Source organism: Gilliamella bombicola, from assembly GCF_900094945.1.
In the GTDB taxonomy this organism is placed as follows: domain Bacteria; phylum Pseudomonadota; class Gammaproteobacteria; order Enterobacterales; family Orbaceae; genus Gilliamella; species Gilliamella bombicola.
The window spans coordinates 106,508-122,750 of record NZ_FMAQ01000002.1 but is presented as its reverse complement, the minus strand read 5'-3'; the positions used below and the strand labels follow the sequence as shown (position 1 = coordinate 122,750).

Here is a 16,243-nt window from a genome sequence, read left to right as displayed (position 1 = left end):
CCTGTTCCCTATGCACATAGGGATAAACCGCATACAGATGCACAATTTGATTTATTTGAAACGCCCAATAATGTAGAACAAAAGCAAAAAAGTGATAGGTTGATGCAAACACTCGATGCCATCAATCAAAAGATGGGGAAACATACACTGCAATTAGGTGGCGTTAGAAAACAGGCCCCTTGGCAGATTAAACGTGAATTACTAAGCCCGCGTTATACCACGCGTTGGGATGAGCTATTAATGGTTAAATGACTAATTTTAGTTTGACTTAGTAAAATTATGAATTATGATATTATCAATATAAACGTTAATGGAAAAGGTATGTTTTGGATAAAAGTCGAATAAATTCAGCAAGCGTACAAAATCATTTAGGGTGATACGGGTGATTAACAATATAACGAATAAACTTAACAGCTTAGATGCTATAATTAATTCCTCTCCTTGCATTTCCACTTATCGCTCAAAAAAACGACAAATATTGTTAAATATTCCTATATTAAAGCCTCTACTCATCATCATATTAAATGGACATAAACTTGTGGGTAACAAAACAAAATACACCTGTAATGTGGGCGAGTTTATTTTTTTTACGAATATGCAGTCTGTCGATATGAGAAATATTCCAAGTAATTCTAATTACTTGGCATTACTGATAGAGTTTGAGTTCTCTGATTTCTATAATTTACCATTAAAAACAGAAAAGATTAAATACGAAGGTTATACAACAGGTTCAATCAATGATTCTCTAGGTAAATGTGTCTTACAATTTATAGATATGATCGATTGGGCTCCTCCAGAAATACTTGAGGGTAGGAGAATAGAAATCATAAAACTGTTAATTTCTATGGGATATGAAAATTTAAGTTATTTACCTAATCACAAAGAAACAACTCAAAAAGTTATTAATTTATTCAGAGAAAATAATAAAATAACAACCGCCGAAATTTGTAAAAAAGTCTGTATGAGCGAATCAACTTTATATCGAAAACTAAGATCAGAAGGTGAAAATATCCTAAAGATTAAGGAAAAGATCTTGATGGGAAAAGCAATCCACTTGTTGCAAACAACGAATTTATCTATTGAACGAGTCTCCGAGCAAGTTGGTTATGCATCTTCACTTCGCTTTTCACAGAGATTCAAATTATATTTTGGATTAACACCCAGGGATTTAAAAAATACAAAATAAAATTGATTATGGAATATAAATCTTTTAAGTATAAAAATATTATTTATACAATAACTGAAATTGACAAAATCAATTCAGTAGATTTTTATCAAACATCAAAAGATTTTAATCTATCAAATGAAGTTTCAAATATGAGTTCTAAAAGGAGAAAAGAATTTATTTGTGGTCGAGTTTGTACGCGATACCTATTAAATAAACTACACTACGAGAATATAAATCTACCTACTTTAAATACGGATGGAACTCCGATGTGGCCACAAGGAATAATAGGCTCAATTTCTCATACTCAAAAAATGATTGCTGTGTGTATCTGTAGTACGTTTTATTATGCCGCTGTGGGTATAGATATTGAAACAATAATGAATATACAACAAAGTAATGCTGTAATAGAACTAACATTCAATGAACCTGAATTTTTTGAAAATAGACCAAAATCTATGTTCAACTATAATCGTGAACTGTACTCAACTATTATCTTTTCAGCAAAAGAATCCATTTTTAAAGCGATATATCAAAGTTCTGGATGTTATTTTGATTTTAAGAATATTTGTTTAATTAATTATAATAATAATATATTGAGCTTCAAGATCATGTCAACAATCAGCGAAAAATGGTGCGAAAACAGGGTAATCAATGTTTATTTTGATATTTTTAAAGAAAACGTATTAACACTAGTTTTAGAAAATTGAACAACAAATAGTAAAGAATGTATATTAAAATTTCTCCCTTAGCTATACGGTATTCCAAGTTCTGCGAATAAATCACTTAATCAAAATAATCTAACAGTCACGTTTAAAACTAGTAACTGTTAGATCAGTTTTTTAGCTAGTACAAAAGTTAAGATAGTTCAATAACTGCTTTAACTAATTTTGATATTCCTTGGTACGCATCGGCTAAATTTATACCGTCATCCATATAGGCGGGTGTTGTGACTATCTTATTTTTCTCATCAATTATACAATCTGCTGTGTGGCATTTATGATGTGAAACCCCTGTTTTTTCAATTTCATCTGCAAGATTTTTATCATTTCCTAAAGTAATGCTAGGTTTATTAGCGCCTAAAGATAATGCAATTAAAGCAGGCGAAATACATATAGCGCCAATAGGTTTTTTATCAGAATGAAATGCATGGATAATCTTTAAAACAATGGGATTCACTTTTGCATTGATGCCATCAAAAGCAAAGCTACAAAGATTCTTAGCAACACCAAATCCACCTGGAATAATTAACGAAGAATAATTATCAACATTAATTTTAGTAAGATCCTCAATTTTACCCCTAGCAATTCTAGCTGACTCCTCTAGAATATTCCGCTTTTCATTATCCTGTACATTACCTGTCAAATGATTAACTACATGGTATTGATCTTCATTCAAAGAAAAAATATCATATTTTACTTTTAGAGTGTCTAATGCCAAAAGAGTTAAAACAGATTCTCTAATTTCCGAACCATCTAAATATCCACATCCTGAGAGTATTACAGCTATTTTTTTCATATTAAACCTCAACTTGATTGATAATAACATTGTTTTTTACTTTGATACTTGTTGATACTAAAGAGATTAAGGCATCAACATTTTTTAATTGTGATACATCAGCGATTTTTAAATTTAACTCTGTATCTTTACCAGAAAAGGTATTATTCAGTTGACTCACTAATTGTATTAATCCTAAAGAGGCGATACCACAATCATTTAAGCTCCACTGAGACTCAACCTCTAAACCAGTAACTTTATATATGCTTTCTTTAACTTTCTTTAACTTTTTTTTCTATAAAAATGTCATCTATTAAATTAGCTTTTTTATTCATTACATCCAGTTCTAAAGGAGAAATAATAAACTTACAGCACTCTATTATTTTTCTAAATAACTTTCTTATAACTAAATTTGAGCTAAAGGAACTATCTTAGAAAGAGATGTTGTTCCAGAGGTCCGTAACAATAAACTGTCTGCTTCTGCTGAATGAACAATTTCAGAAAGCAACTCATAATTTTCAACAGTTTTTATGAACTTAAAAATCCCTGGTTTTGAATCTCCTATTGGAAAAGCTTCATGTAAAGTAGCAATATTAGTTTTGGTATATTTTCTAAAGGCAGACTCTATCCCTTGTGCAGAAACGCCTTGAAATACTATTAAGTGATTGATCTCAAGCTGTTCTAACGCAATTAGAGCATCTTTTTCACTCATAGTAGCGGATAGAGGAACAGCCGTTGTTTGAGATGATATTGCAATAAAAGCCGCAGCAGCAAGTGCCCCACCACCTGGCGGAGCGACATAAGCGACGAGATCTCCGGTTTTTACACCTATTCGTCTTAAGTCACCGTCTCCATTTATACTACAAAACTCAAGCATATCACCATAAGATGTGAAATTAGATGAATCTTTATCTCTAGCGTTACGAAGTAGAGGATACTCAAATGGATAAAGAGATAATGCTTCTTTAATTGTTTTGGGAGAGTCAGCTAAATTAAGTTTGACCTCAACAATCTGATGCTCTTGTGATATTCTCCTATCGCTTATCGGATTAGTTTTAACCCAATTAGAATAAGATTTCTTTATAACTGACTTATTTTCTAATAGCTCATGTAAAGTTAAAGAAACATTATTATCCGCTTCGTTATTGACCTCATGACCTGATGGCATGTAAATTATTTGAGTATTACAGGATCGATTAGAAAATTTTTCAGCCCAACTTTTAAATTTATCTTCCCTACCAATCAAATTAAAAAAAGTAACATTATCATCAATGTTCTTTTCTAATAAATATTTCTTTGTGACCAAACTTTCTAATGTTAACTCACTCGCAATACAAGAAGTTATAATAATTTTAAACAAAGGCTTATTTGGCAGTATCTTTTTAACGGATTCTCCAAACTTAGAAACAAGCAATTTTTTTAATTCGTCATTCAAATATAATTCATTGACTATACTTACTATTATTCCTCCTTGACTAAAACCATATCCAATATCAAATTCACCGTTTTTATGAATATAGCGAAGAACATATTCTATAGAGTCTAATAATGAATTATCAAAGTTCTCATAAATAATCCAAGAGCGATATTCTTTAAGATTCAAATCAGTTAGTCCAAATCCTGGCTGATTGACAACATAAGTTGCATCTAGAAAAGATATATCATAATCATCATTATTATTTATTTTAAGATTCAATAATTGTATTCTAGTAACATCACTACAACTCCCTTGCCCATGCAACGCTAGTATTCTTTGTCTCTCTTTCATCACTATCTTTTATTTATATATAAAAACGTGAAATTTTAATTTTTAGAGAGAAAAAAAAAATAACAATTAACTTCATTATCTATACAAAATAGTTCATTTTGATAGTAAAGAGGTTAAAATGAGCGTCCATTGTATTTACTGCCGACGATAAAGTAACTAGTGCTTTTTTATCGATGATAGTTTTAAACAGTGTTCAATAGCTTATATTTTTTAGATCAGAACAATGTTTTTAACACTTAATTCATTAGGGTATTACATTGTTTATGTTAGCCACAACTTGTAAATACGGATTGTTATACACAATATCAGGAATAAGCATTTTGGGGTCGTCAAATAAATATCCATGTACTTTTTTAGTACTTTTGGGGCCTTCAACTGCACAAGTCCAAATACTATAACCATCTTCTAATCGTTTGTGGTATCTGAGCTTTTCAAACGCTTTTTGCATATATCGCCAGGCAGGTGTTTTTTCAGTTTTAGCAACCTGTTGCACTTGCGGAAATTCCATCACGTAACGCATAAAAATACCAGGTGTAACAATAAAAATCGTATCATCCACCGTATGAATTAGTGCTTGCGGTTCGTTGATAATGAGCTTTTGCATTAAGATAGCTTCTTTTAACCACTGTACAAAATGCTCTCCCGAGGGGGTGGATCGGCTACACTAATTCATACAACTTTTTTAAGGGGTAAGGTAAACTTATCACCACTAAAAAAGGAACAAATATGAATAAGATTAAACGCAAAAGACGAACATTCACAGATGATTTTAAACACCAAATGGTCAGTCTTTATCAACATGGTAAATCACGTAGTGAAATCGTTGCAGAATATGATTTGACACCATCAGCATTGGACCGTTGGATATCGCAATCAAGCCAAAGCGGCTCATTTAAAACAAAAGATAATCGCAGTCCACAAGAACAAGAGTTAATCGCGTTGCGTAAAGAGCTTAAACAACTCCGTATGGAAAACGATATTTTAAAGCAAGCAGCACTGATAATAGGACGAAAATCGCTATCCTAAAAGCAAATCGACATCGTTATAGCATAACAAAACTATGTCAATATTTAGGATTATCAAGACATTACGCTTATTATCAGTGTAAATTGAATAGACAAAAATCAGTAGGGCCCCACGCCAATAAAATCGTGACGCTATTTAATCAGAGCTATCAGTCTTATGGTACAAGACGAATTCGTTTTGATTTACAGAAAGAGAATATTTGGGTGTCACGCCGTTACATTGCTCGGGTGATGAAAGCCTTATTGCTGGTATCAAAATACACCGTTAAACGTTATCAATCTCACAATACGGAAGTGAATGAAACCGCCACAGAAAATCACCTGCAACGACAATTTGATGTAGGTGATAAAAAACAAATTGTTGTTGCGGATTTAACGTATATTCAAGTTAAGCAACGTTGGAACTATTTATGTGTTTTAGTGAACTTATCCGATAGACAGATTGTCGGTTACCATGTTGGTCAACATAAAACAGCAGAGCTTGTTATGTCGGCATTAAGCAAAATTAAACTGCCATTATCAAAATTAGATTTATTTCATTCGGACCGAGGTAAAGAGTTTGATAATCGGTTATTAGCGGATTGTTTTAAGACATTTAATATCACGCATTCATTAAGCAAGAAAGGGTGTCCTTATGACAATGCAGTAGCGGAAGCGACATTTAAAACAATTAAAACCGAGTTTGTAAAAGGCCAACGTTTCAACTCAACAGCTGAGTTATAACGCGCTTTTTCGACTTATGCCTATTGGTATAATCAGAAACGATTACATTCTTCGTTAGGCTACTTGCCTCCCGTCGAATTAAAAAAACACTTATCCCTTAATTTTTTTGTTTGAAAATGTGTTGCCATTCCACTCTTACCCTCGGTCTGAATGAAATAAATTCAATCTCGATAATGGTTGTTTAATTTGACTTAATGCCGACATGACAAGCTCTGCCGTTTTATGTTTACCAACATGATAACCGACAATCTGCCTATCGGATCAATTCACTAAAACACATAAATAATTCCAACGTTGGTTAACTCGAATATAGGTTAAATCCGCGACAACAATTTGCTTTTTATCACCCACATCAAATTGCCGTTGTAAGTGATTTTCTGCGGCTGTTTCATTAACTCCGGTATATTGACTGATAACTGACTAAACTCAGTAATCACCCCATGCAAGGTGCGTTTATTAGTCAACGTGGACAAGTCACTTAATGAGCGGATAGCGGAAGTTAATTTAATCTTTTTTTAAATATTAGAGAAAATACTTCCTACAATTTTTCAGAGGGTTTCCATTTAGTAGAAATCAGCTCAAGTAAGCCTGGAAAATCTTTTTCAATTTCTTTTCTTCTTAAAGTTGCCAGAGAGCAATTCCCCCGATCTACCTGAGATATGAGTCCAGCCTCTCTTAAAATTTTGAAATGATGTGAACGAGTAGCTTTTGTTAATTGCAACCCAAATGATGTGCAATGCCTCTCAGCTCCAGGGGCATCTTGTATTAAACTTTGAATAATCCATAAACGAGCTGGATCACTTAATGCTTTAAATATTTTAATTAAATTCATTTTTTCTCATAAGTTCTTTTTCTTATTTAAATGCTTAAAAAATTGACATTTAGATAAAAATGTAATATTAATAGAAGGTTCGATAAATTTCAAACCTTGTGTGTAAGTAAAATACAACCCGCTGAGCATACTACAAGATTATCAATAAAACATAAACTATTTAGTTTATTACTTACAATAATAAGGGAATAAATATGAATCTCGCCTCTGTTGACAAAAAAACTCTATCCTCTTAGAAAATTGTCAAACAATTAAAAAACAACTAGTTCATAGAATAGCTATCAATGAAGTATTTCTTACTGACATGAAGCAATTGTCTAATAATAGCAACGTTATTGCTGCTCAACTACCAAAAACTCACATGTACTTTAATGATGTAGAAAATGGATATTATGATGCAACTCTATTGTTACAAGTATTCCGTCAAGTATCAATTTGTATTACTCATCATTTGTATAACATATCTTACTCAACTAAATTTATTTTTAGCTTGGATACGGGATGCAAAACTGTATGGGACAAGAGTTCGCTAGATTAGAAATTTGTACCGTTATTAAAATACTACTCACATTGTTGCCCGATTTGAGCTTAGACCAAAAATTTATTAAAGATATATCTTGGGATGAGGGAATTATTTTGAGACGCCCTAACACATTACCTGTCGCGAGTTGTAAAATATTTAACTAGAGAACTTACAAATGAACAAAAAAATTGACAATCCCAAAACAGCCATTGTATTAATATCCATATTGCTTGCAGTATTTGTAGTACCAACATCTATCTCAGGAACCGCGATTGCACTACCATTTATAGGTGCTGATCTCTCTGCTAATTTAACTGCACTACAATGGGTTGTTAATAGTTTTAATTTGACCTTTGCTTGTTTTACTTTGTTATGGGGATCATTCGCAGATAATTTTGGTCATAAAAAATCATTTATAGTAGGTGCAACTATCTATACGGTTGCTTCCTTATTATCCGCTATGTCCATTACTCCTTTAATGCTTGATATAGCTCGAGGTTTGGCCGGTGTGGGTGGTGCTGCTATATTCTCGTGTGGAAGTGCCATACTAATCAAAACTTTTGATGGAGAGAAGAGAACTAAAGCATTCGCATTTTTTGGAACAACAGCGGGCATAGGTATTACATTTGGCCCAACAATATCAGGTTTTTTGTTAGACTTATTCAACTGGCGAGCTATTTTTATATTACATACCGCTGTCTTGGCTGTAGTAATACTAATGACACCAACTATAACAAAAGATAATCTCACTAGACATCAACATCCATTTGATAAAATTGGGTCAATAATTTTCACCATAGTTTTGTTTCTATTAATGTTTTCAATTAGTGAAAGCGCCCAATTGGGATGGTTAAATATAAAAACATTAATATTGTTGGTTGTTAGCTTTCTTTCGGGTGTTATATTTGTAATGTATGAAAAATCGATCACTAATCCAGTGTTAAATCTAACGCTATTAAAAAATAAAAAATATGTAGGTTTGATTCTCGTTCCTGTTGTTGCTAGTTTCAGCTTTGTTACTTTACTTACCTATTATCCAAGTTATTTAATTGGCGTTATGCAGTTCAGCCCTTCTTATGCTGGCATTATCATGATCACATTAACTGTTCCCGTATTATTCTGCCCTTTACTGGCAGGAAAAATTGTTTCATCCGGAGTCTCCGCAATATCTATTATATTTATTAGCCTTATTTTAATGATTTTTGGCGTAATTTTATTGTTTTTAGTTGGTGGTGTTGATGGACAACTATACCTAATCGGTTTTGCATTATTTATGATCGGTGCTGGAATGGGACTAACAGCAGGACTTGTTGATGGGCTAGCGTTAAGCTGTGTTGAACCTCATCATACAGGTATGGCAGCTGGCTTATTGAATACATTACGTTTAGGTAGTGAAGCCATAGCAGTTGTATTATATGGTTCATTATTAACAGCTAATCTTAATGGTATTTTACCAGATTTATTAATAAAATATAATTCATCAATCGATGTAATAGAAGACTGGATAAATTCAGTAGCTAGTGGAAATCTCACCGCGCCACTATCTGATGTTGCTACAAATATTCAGCCAATTATGCTTAATGATATCATTACGAGTTATCATAGTGCCTTCAATTTTACATTAGCTATATTAACTATTATTAGTACAATAATCTGCTTGTTTAGCATATTTTTGTTGAAGAGGAAGAATGTTCCCATTAATTAAGGAATCTTCTTTAGAATTAGTATCAATGATGACAATGTAAATACCCCAAACTTAGTACAAGATTCAAGTAGAAAATAATACTACTTGTTTTAGTGTTTTATATTCAATCGGAGTCATATTATTTAATGCTTCATAAGGTCTTTCGGTGTTATAACTGGATAACCATGATATTCAGCCAGTTTATCTAAGTAACGGATAATTCTCCCTGCCGGTAAGCTTACTGCAATATCAATGCCTAGCGCCTCACGATTAAAGTCATCGATGACATTGAATGTCCTAAAGCGACGTTGATTACCACTACTGTCACTCATAAAATCCATTGACCAACATTCACCTTATTTATTGGGTACTAATAACCTTTCCGGGCATCGTGGAGGAATGCGCTGTTTACGCTTTACCCTTACTTTTGAAGTTTGTATATCAACGAGAAAACAATAGGGTTGACCATTTAACCCAGACCCAGGAATAAAAATTTTGTGCGAAATGTTATCTGGTACAAAACTAATACTAGGAGCTATATAAGTTTCTTTAGTAACTTTGACTAACCTACTGATTTAGTCGCCTATATTTTTATTCCTCGATAAGTAGTATTATCTAGTTTAATATTCATAGTGTTCATTAGTAATCCTATAAAATTATAAAAACTATAAATCCTGACACTTAAATATTATATTCAGGAAAAATGGCCACTAAGTTCCAATTTTTTCCGTACAATATTTCTAGCTCTATGAAGTCTACTTTTCACTGCTTCAATGCTTAGTCCAAGAATATCGGCCACCTCTGGAGCTGTTAATTCATTAATATCTCTTAGAATTAAGACAGTTCGATAAGTGCCCGGAAGAGAAATTATTGCTCTACTCAAGTCAATTTTTAAGACTGATTGTTCTGAGCTACTAATATAATTAGCTTCATATAATTGTTCTACCTCATTTGGAGCCATATGAAAATTTTTTTTATTTGACCTAAAAATTCGATAACATTCTCGTTCGATGATACGAAACAACCATGATGACAATGCAGAGATTGTACGTAAGACCTCTATTTTTTTATATAAAATCCAAAGAGCAACCTGCACAGCATCTTCAGCATCCTCAGCATTAGAACAAACTTTTCTTGAAAAACGATTTAGATCTGGTTGACATATTTCAAGTAATTTTAGTAAAGCTACTTGGTCACCAGAACGAGCCAATACGATAAGATTTTCATCAATTTTATTCATAAACACTCCTTATTTATCTACATAGAAGAGATTTAATTCTATAAAAAGGATTCAAATATTTTATATTTTTTTAAATAGAATATAAAAATCTGTAATATTTAAGTGTTAAAAATATGATAACTATAAGATATATATCAATAACTAGTAATTATATCTATTATATAATGCCATCAATTTTTTACTATCGAAAGTAGGTAATAACATCATAATTCTTTATGAAGAATAACCTCTCTCATAAAATGTAACTATCCCCTAAAATAGCTAATAAATCGCCTTTTCTTACTTTATGATTATCAAGTACTAGAACATCAGTTATAATTTCAGGTACTCTAGTGGGCACAATACTTACATTCCCATGAACATAAGCATTATTTGTCTCCTCGAAAAAATAACCATGCCAAACCATTCGAACTAGTACAATACAACCAATCATAAATCCCACACCCAAAATATATTTCTTCAAATTTTTACGAATATTATTTGAAGATAATTTTTTTCATCTTCTTGCGACATCTTATCTAAACTCTATCACCATGTTATGGCTTTCATTCTAGGGTGCATAGTTCTGTTTTAAGAGCTATTAGAACAAGTAAATTTCGGATCAAAACTATGCAATCTACGACCACCTCACATATGCATATAAACTATTTATCTTTTTTTGCGCATGGTTCACAAGTTTTACCTGAATTATAAATAGTAAGAATGAGACCTATAACCCAGCAAGCAGGGCATCCTCGCAATACCACAAATCCGCAAATAGCAGAAAAACCCCCTAACACTACAGTTAACAGAGCACCTTGAATAAACAAATAGATGGCTAAACCTAAAAACCCAAATCCTAGACACCCTCGTAACAAATGAACTACAACAGAAGAACTTTTAAACATATTTTCGCCTCCAAAGTTATTATGTTTAGTATGCAATTTAATCGAAGAAAATGGTTTTCCATTCACATTTAAATGTAAGTTGCAAACCTGCTTACATAAAGTGCATATAAAACTAAAAAAGAATTCAAAAAAAATTCATTTAATTTTAATGAATTTAAGTGCAATAAATCTGAGTACAGTCTTTAGCTTCCTTGAAGTAAATAGTTTTTATGAGTACCGAACTTCAAGGAAAACTACAATTAATGATTTAATCTATTTTTCTTTTCGCGATAAAACACATAAGGCAAAAACCCGTAACGCCAGTACAAGCTAAAACACATCCTACTGCTATGGCTATCCACATAACTAAATTAGTTGGTGCAAAAAGAAAACCCAAGCAAGCAATACACGTGCCAATAAAAACTCTACATACACGTTCAAAACTAGGGACATTTTTTTTAAAATTCATCATCTACCTCTCTTTTTTATGGTTAAAGATTAATCTCACTAATAAAGAGCTAGCCAAATTAAAAAAGGATTCAAAAAATTTTCATTTAAATTTAGTATCAATGATTTTAGATTTAATAAATTTGAGTGCAGCCCTTAATTACGGTTTGCTGATATTTAAAGTGCATAGTGGATTAGACAAAAAGATGAGTATATGTTGTTACAAATAAAACATTAAACAAAATTATTATTAGCTTAGCATTAACATACTGATTAACTAGACAGTTCTTAGATGTTTTATAAATTAACGAATAGGTATTTTCTCCAAGAAAGTTATACAAATTAACAATTAATCCCCCTTATTTCCCCTAATTGGATATTATTTAATTTAATATATTACATATAATAAAATAAACTGTGTTTGAGTATATACAATATGATATATAACAATAAGAAACGAAGAACTTTAATGTAAATACCCCAAACTTAGTACAAGATTCAAGTAAAAAATAATCCTGCTTGTCTTAGGGTTTTATACTCAACAAAATACGAGTAGATAATGGACAGGAATTTACTGGAAGAGTCTTTTCCAACGGGGCAATATCACACGGTATCACTCTTGATTATATTGAGCCCAGTAGCCCATATCAAAATGGTTACATTGAAAGATTTAACCGGACTTATTGAACTAAAGTGTTAGATTTGTATCTTTTTAACAACCTAGAGCAAGCAAGGAGAATGACCGAAGAATGGCTAACCAGTTATAACACCGAAAGACCTCATGAAGCATTAAATAATATGACGCCGATTGAGTATAAAACACTAAAACAATCAGCATGATTTTCTATGTCTATTTTGTACTAATTATGGGGTATTTACAAATAAAAGCCCCATTGTTTTAATTTATTAAGATAATGTTTTATTCAAACTTTGAAGTGTCGGTAGCACAAACCCGAAGACGATGACCATCGGGATCATTTCCTACAAATGTGTATCCGAAATCGAGCATTTGGGGTTCAAGTTCAATTTTGACGTTTAGTTTCTTCCATGTCGAATAAATCTCATCTACATCATTTTTTGTTACATCACTAAATGACAACTCAAAACCACCATAATGATTGGGTGCCTTTGGAGTTATTTCATCAGCCCCTTGTAGCCCCAAAATAAAATTATCATTCAATAAAAATACAGCGAAACCAGGATAAGTTTCAACAGGTGGGCGTCCTAGTATTTTTGTGTAAAATTCTGTACTAGTATCGACATCTTTGACATAAACAATAACGCTATTAGGTTTAAACATTTTTTGTTTCCTTTTGGTGATAAAATTTAATTTACTTAATTTTGGTTATCTATATTATGATGTAGCATTGCTGACAACTGTATGTCATATTTAAAATTTAATATAAATTATTTTGTAAACATAAAGCATGAAAATTAATCGTATAATTACTATCATCATGGTATTGCTTCAAAGAGAAAAAATAAGCGGTAAAGAATTAGCAGAAAAATTAAATGTATCATTGCGGACTATTTATCGAGATATACAAGTTATTGAGGGAGCTGGTATACCCATTATTACGTATCAAGGAAGTGCTGGTGGAATAAGTATTTTAAAAAATTATAAAATTAGTAAAGGTTTATTCACTAAAGAAGATGTCATTGTATTATTAAAAGGCCTGAACTTATTATCCTCACCAATTTTAAATGAAGATGAAAATGTGAGAACGCTAGAAAAGATCAAAAGTCTTTTATCAAAACACGATCTCAATCAAGTAAGAAATGATCTAAGCCAACTAACTGTTGATTTATCGCCTTGGCTTTCTAAACAGAATATTAATAATAAAATATCGATCATCAAAGAGGCAATAAATAAACAATTGCGTTTATCTTGTGAGTATATAAAACTGAAAAATAAACAAGATTCTCGTCTAATTGAATCATATAAACTCATTTTCAAAGAAAAAGAGTGGTACTTGCAGGCTTTTTGTTTAAGTAGAAATGATTTTCGGCTATTTAAACTGTCTAAAATGTCTAATATAAAAATCACGAATACCAAATTTATTAAACAAACCACACCTGATGCACTTTCTTCATTCGAAAAAGACATGGAAAAAAGAGTCTTTAAAATAAAATTATTAATAGATAACTCCATTTTAGAACGTATTTTAGATTACTGCGATGAACAAGATCTTCATAAATTAAACGATAAACAATATATTGTGGATTTTAACTTTATTGACGATGATTATAGTTATGGTATTTTGATGAGTTTTGGGCATCAATGTATTTGTTTAGAGCCTGAATATGTTCGTAAAGAAATGATTGAAAGAACGAAAAAGCTAATTAACTCTTATAAAAAAAACGACAATTTATTTCTTTCAAATTATTATCTTAAATAATTTGCTATGTTCTTAGTGCTATCAATAGTACTTAAAGTGTTCATTTATGATTTTACTAATAAAATCAGTTGATAACATTGGTGTTTTATACAATCATCCCCCACAATTACAAAAAAAACCAATAAAATCAATACCTTTTCTGACCGATTTTTTATAAGAAATAAAGCAGTATTTTGTTATAACAATAGGATAGGTTTATTCTGAGGTTGTATTGCAATTAAGGGAAAGTCGCTTACAAGAAATGTGTAATAAGTAATAAAATGCCCTCGTTTAAGTCAAATAAAACAAGGGCATTTATCTAGCCTTTATTTATTAAGCAACACCAGGAATGGTGAAATCCATAATAAGTAATAAAGTTGGTAAAATAAAGATAGATAGAACCGTTGATGCAAAGAAAATGCTTGATGCTTGTTCTTGCTCAACATTCCAATTATAAGCCAAAATAACTGCTGTTGATGCCGTTGGCATTGCCAATAGGAATACTAGCTCTTCAGCCTCCATCCCTGTGATACCAAATAAATATACGGCAATAAGTGCAACAATTGGCGTAATAAAACTTTTCAATACAATATTGACCATTAATGGTTTAGATAATTTCAATTTAACGCCATGAATACCAACACCGACCGCAATAAGCGAAATAAAGTTACAGGCATTTGACATAATATCAAAAGTGTTAAATACAAAATGAGGTAACCATTGAGTTCCATCGGTGACACTAACAATTAGCCCTAAAATCACAGCTAAAAACATCGGTTTCATGAGCGAGTTTTTTACTGCACTAAAGATCATATCGCCGGTGACTTTACCGCCAGATAATTTAGTATCACAGAGTTCTAATAAGAAGATTGTCATTGGAATCAATGATAATGCGACAACAAAATTAGCAATCGCGACCGAAATGGTAGATGCTGCCCCAAGCATCAACGTTAAAAAAGGCACCCCCATTCCGCCCATATTGGGAAAGCAGCAAAGCATTGCATTCATTGCTGTTGATTTTAACTCTTTATGCAAAATGTATTTATTGGTTAAAAAGCAAATTATCCATAAAAATGACATAGTGCAGAAAAAGGCAATCATCCAAATACCATTAAATATTTGCGACGGTTTAGCATGAGAAGTATGCACAAAAAGCAATGCAGGAAAGACAAAGTTTGATACCAGTCCAGATAATAATTTTTTAGAATCCTTCGAAAAAATTCCTTGTTGTACACAGAACCAACCAAGAAAAATTAACAAAAAAACCGGAAGACAAGAACTAACAACTTGTCCAACTGCTGACCAGATTAGATTCATTTTTTTAAAACTCCTAAAATAATATTACTTAAAAGACAAATTCGGTAATGGCCGGTAACTTCAGATTAGAGATTATATTTATAGACCTAGCTAAAATAAGTGATTACAAAATCGCATATATTTTATTACATGCAAAACAGCGTTCTTTTTGTTGTAAATTGTTATTATTAAATGCTATTTCACATTTAGTATGCTTAATAAAAGACATTATTAATATAGGAACCTTTTGTTATATTTCAATGAAAATATAGTAACTTGAAAGCATTATACTGATTCTTATAGACCTTGTGTCAACCAAGATCTTTCGACTGTCTTAAAAAAACAAAAAAACACGAAAATTTGGCTCGATATTTACTAAAAATAGCAATTTATTTCTTTAAAAAACAACAAATAAGTGAAAAAAAATAACAAATGTTAAAGTATGGTAAAAATTAATATTGCACTAAAATTCTTTAAATAACAGTTTTCGTCATACTTTATTTGCTATAAAAACTACTAAAATCAAATTTAATTAATTGATTTAATTTTTTTATATCAAATTACTGCTATAAAGATATTTTGCTGATATTTATATAATGAAGATAAAAAGAGAAAACAATATATAAAAATTTGCTTATTAATAGTCAATTAATAATTAACATAATGTAAATCATTTATGCCACATTGTAAAATGTGTAATCCCATTTAAACTAATTTTAGCTTAAAAAGCTTATTTAGCTTTTTATTTTTATCGATAAACACCATTTTGCCCAAATAGTAATTAAGCGCTATTATTCAA

19 protein-coding genes and 2 pseudogenes are annotated in these 16,243 nt (G+C 31.3%); 9 read left to right on the top strand and 12 right to left on the bottom strand.

Going from position 1 to position 16,243, the window contains the following annotated elements:
• The 3 genes from GA0061081_RS02645 to GA0061081_RS02635 all read left to right on the top strand — a co-directional run.
• The coding region (locus tag GA0061081_RS02645; RefSeq protein WP_141683328.1) for a DUF4113 domain-containing protein at positions 1-252 on the top strand (252 nt) is incomplete at its 5' end.
• 130 nt (positions 253-382) lie between these two features.
• Positions 383-1,186: a helix-turn-helix domain-containing protein gene (locus GA0061081_RS02640; protein WP_091346825.1), complete on the top strand. Its 804-nt coding sequence runs from the start codon at positions 383-385 to the stop codon at positions 1,184-1,186.
• A gap of 8 nt (positions 1,187-1,194) precedes the next feature.
• A complete protein-coding gene (locus GA0061081_RS02635) occupies positions 1,195-1,875 on the top strand; it encodes a 4'-phosphopantetheinyl transferase family protein (RefSeq protein ID WP_091346823.1) in 681 nt (226 codons plus the stop codon).
• A 148-nt stretch (positions 1,876-2,023) separates the two neighbouring features.
• On the opposite strand, the gene elbB is transcribed toward GA0061081_RS02635, so the two are convergent.
• From elbB to GA0061081_RS02620, 4 genes and pseudogenes are all read right to left on the bottom strand, one after another.
• On the bottom strand, positions 2,024-2,683 hold the full coding sequence (gene elbB, locus GA0061081_RS02630; protein WP_091346822.1) for an isoprenoid biosynthesis glyoxalase ElbB: 660 nt from the start codon (positions 2,681-2,683) through the stop codon (positions 2,024-2,026).
• Position 2,684: 1 nt separating this feature from the next.
• Positions 2,685-2,843 carry a hypothetical protein gene (locus tag GA0061081_RS11050; RefSeq protein WP_167349280.1) on the bottom strand — a complete coding sequence of 53 codons (159 nt, stop codon included), beginning with the start codon at positions 2,841-2,843 and terminating at the stop codon, positions 2,685-2,687.
• A gap of 225 nt (positions 2,844-3,068) precedes the next feature.
• The gene (locus GA0061081_RS02625) at positions 3,069-4,430 is read right to left on the bottom strand and encodes a hypothetical protein (RefSeq protein ID WP_091346820.1); all 1,362 of its coding nucleotides are present in this window, start codon (positions 4,428-4,430) and stop codon (positions 3,069-3,071) included.
• A gap of 244 nt (positions 4,431-4,674) precedes the next feature.
• Positions 4,675-5,064, bottom strand: a pseudogene (locus GA0061081_RS02620) (conjugal transfer nickase/helicase domain-containing protein); the annotation flags it as partial.
• Positions 5,065-5,156: 92 nt separating this feature from the next.
• On the opposite strand from GA0061081_RS02620, the gene GA0061081_RS02615 reads away from it, so the two are divergent.
• Both GA0061081_RS02615 and GA0061081_RS02610 read left to right on the top strand, forming a co-directional pair.
• Positions 5,157-5,456: a transposase gene (locus GA0061081_RS02615; RefSeq protein WP_091346816.1), complete on the top strand. Its 300-nt coding sequence runs from the start codon at positions 5,157-5,159 to the stop codon at positions 5,454-5,456.
• Positions 5,444-6,178, top strand: coding sequence for an IS3 family transposase (locus GA0061081_RS02610; RefSeq protein ID WP_141683323.1), 735 nt, complete (start codon positions 5,444-5,446; stop codon positions 6,176-6,178). Before GA0061081_RS02615 ends, GA0061081_RS02610 begins: the two co-directional genes overlap by 13 nt.
• A gap of 538 nt (positions 6,179-6,716) precedes the next feature.
• Here GA0061081_RS02610 and GA0061081_RS02605 read toward each other — a convergent pair.
• Positions 6,717-7,010, bottom strand: coding sequence for an ArsR/SmtB family transcription factor (locus GA0061081_RS02605; RefSeq protein WP_085246540.1), 294 nt, complete (start codon positions 7,008-7,010; stop codon positions 6,717-6,719).
• A gap of 226 nt (positions 7,011-7,236) precedes the next feature.
• Between GA0061081_RS02605 and GA0061081_RS02600 the strand changes: the two genes are divergently transcribed.
• Both GA0061081_RS02600 and GA0061081_RS02595 read left to right on the top strand, forming a co-directional pair.
• On the top strand, positions 7,237-7,548 hold the full coding sequence (locus GA0061081_RS02600) for an AfsA-related hotdog domain-containing protein (protein WP_342434161.1): 312 nt from the start codon (positions 7,237-7,239) through the stop codon (positions 7,546-7,548).
• Positions 7,549-7,708: 160 nt separating this feature from the next.
• Complete coding sequence (locus GA0061081_RS02595; RefSeq protein WP_091346809.1) at positions 7,709-9,238, top strand: MFS transporter; 1,530 nt, start codon at positions 7,709-7,711, stop codon at positions 9,236-9,238.
• A gap of 122 nt (positions 9,239-9,360) precedes the next feature.
• Here the strand turns inward: GA0061081_RS02595 and GA0061081_RS02590 are convergent, their stop codons facing one another.
• From GA0061081_RS02590 to GA0061081_RS11270, 5 genes are all read right to left on the bottom strand, one after another.
• Complete coding sequence (locus tag GA0061081_RS02590; RefSeq protein WP_141683322.1) at positions 9,361-9,549, bottom strand: hypothetical protein; 189 nt, start codon at positions 9,547-9,549, stop codon at positions 9,361-9,363.
• Positions 9,550-9,911: 362 nt separating this feature from the next.
• Entirely contained in the window at positions 9,912-10,457 is a 546-nt protein-coding gene (locus GA0061081_RS02585; protein WP_085246544.1) for an RNA polymerase sigma factor, read from the bottom strand.
• Between the two features lie 232 nt (positions 10,458-10,689).
• Positions 10,690-10,890: a hypothetical protein gene (locus GA0061081_RS02580; RefSeq protein ID WP_091346806.1), complete on the bottom strand. Its 201-nt coding sequence runs from the start codon at positions 10,888-10,890 to the stop codon at positions 10,690-10,692.
• A gap of 211 nt (positions 10,891-11,101) precedes the next feature.
• Positions 11,102-11,344: a hypothetical protein gene (locus GA0061081_RS02575; RefSeq protein ID WP_091346804.1), complete on the bottom strand. Its 243-nt coding sequence runs from the start codon at positions 11,342-11,344 to the stop codon at positions 11,102-11,104.
• A gap of 247 nt (positions 11,345-11,591) precedes the next feature.
• Positions 11,592-11,792 carry a YgaP family membrane protein gene (locus GA0061081_RS11270; protein WP_425337777.1) on the bottom strand — a complete coding sequence of 67 codons (201 nt, stop codon included), beginning with the start codon at positions 11,790-11,792 and terminating at the stop codon, positions 11,592-11,594.
• A 512-nt stretch (positions 11,793-12,304) separates the two neighbouring features.
• Here GA0061081_RS11270 and GA0061081_RS11215 point away from each other — a divergent pair.
• Positions 12,305-12,610, top strand: a pseudogene (locus tag GA0061081_RS11215) (transposase).
• 79 nt (positions 12,611-12,689) lie between these two features.
• Here GA0061081_RS11215 and GA0061081_RS02555 read toward each other — a convergent pair.
• Positions 12,690-13,070 carry a VOC family protein gene (locus tag GA0061081_RS02555; protein WP_085246549.1) on the bottom strand — a complete coding sequence of 127 codons (381 nt, stop codon included), beginning with the start codon at positions 13,068-13,070 and terminating at the stop codon, positions 12,690-12,692.
• A gap of 127 nt (positions 13,071-13,197) precedes the next feature.
• Between GA0061081_RS02555 and GA0061081_RS02550 the strand changes: the two genes are divergently transcribed.
• Positions 13,198-14,169 (top strand): helix-turn-helix transcriptional regulator, encoded by a 972-nt coding sequence (locus tag GA0061081_RS02550; RefSeq protein WP_091346800.1) that lies wholly within the window; start codon positions 13,198-13,200, stop codon positions 14,167-14,169.
• Between the two features lie 312 nt (positions 14,170-14,481).
• Here the strand turns inward: GA0061081_RS02550 and GA0061081_RS02545 are convergent, their stop codons facing one another.
• Positions 14,482-15,465 (bottom strand): AEC family transporter, encoded by a 984-nt coding sequence (locus GA0061081_RS02545; RefSeq protein WP_085246551.1) that lies wholly within the window; start codon positions 15,463-15,465, stop codon positions 14,482-14,484.
• Positions 15,466-16,243: the final 778 nt, after the last annotated feature.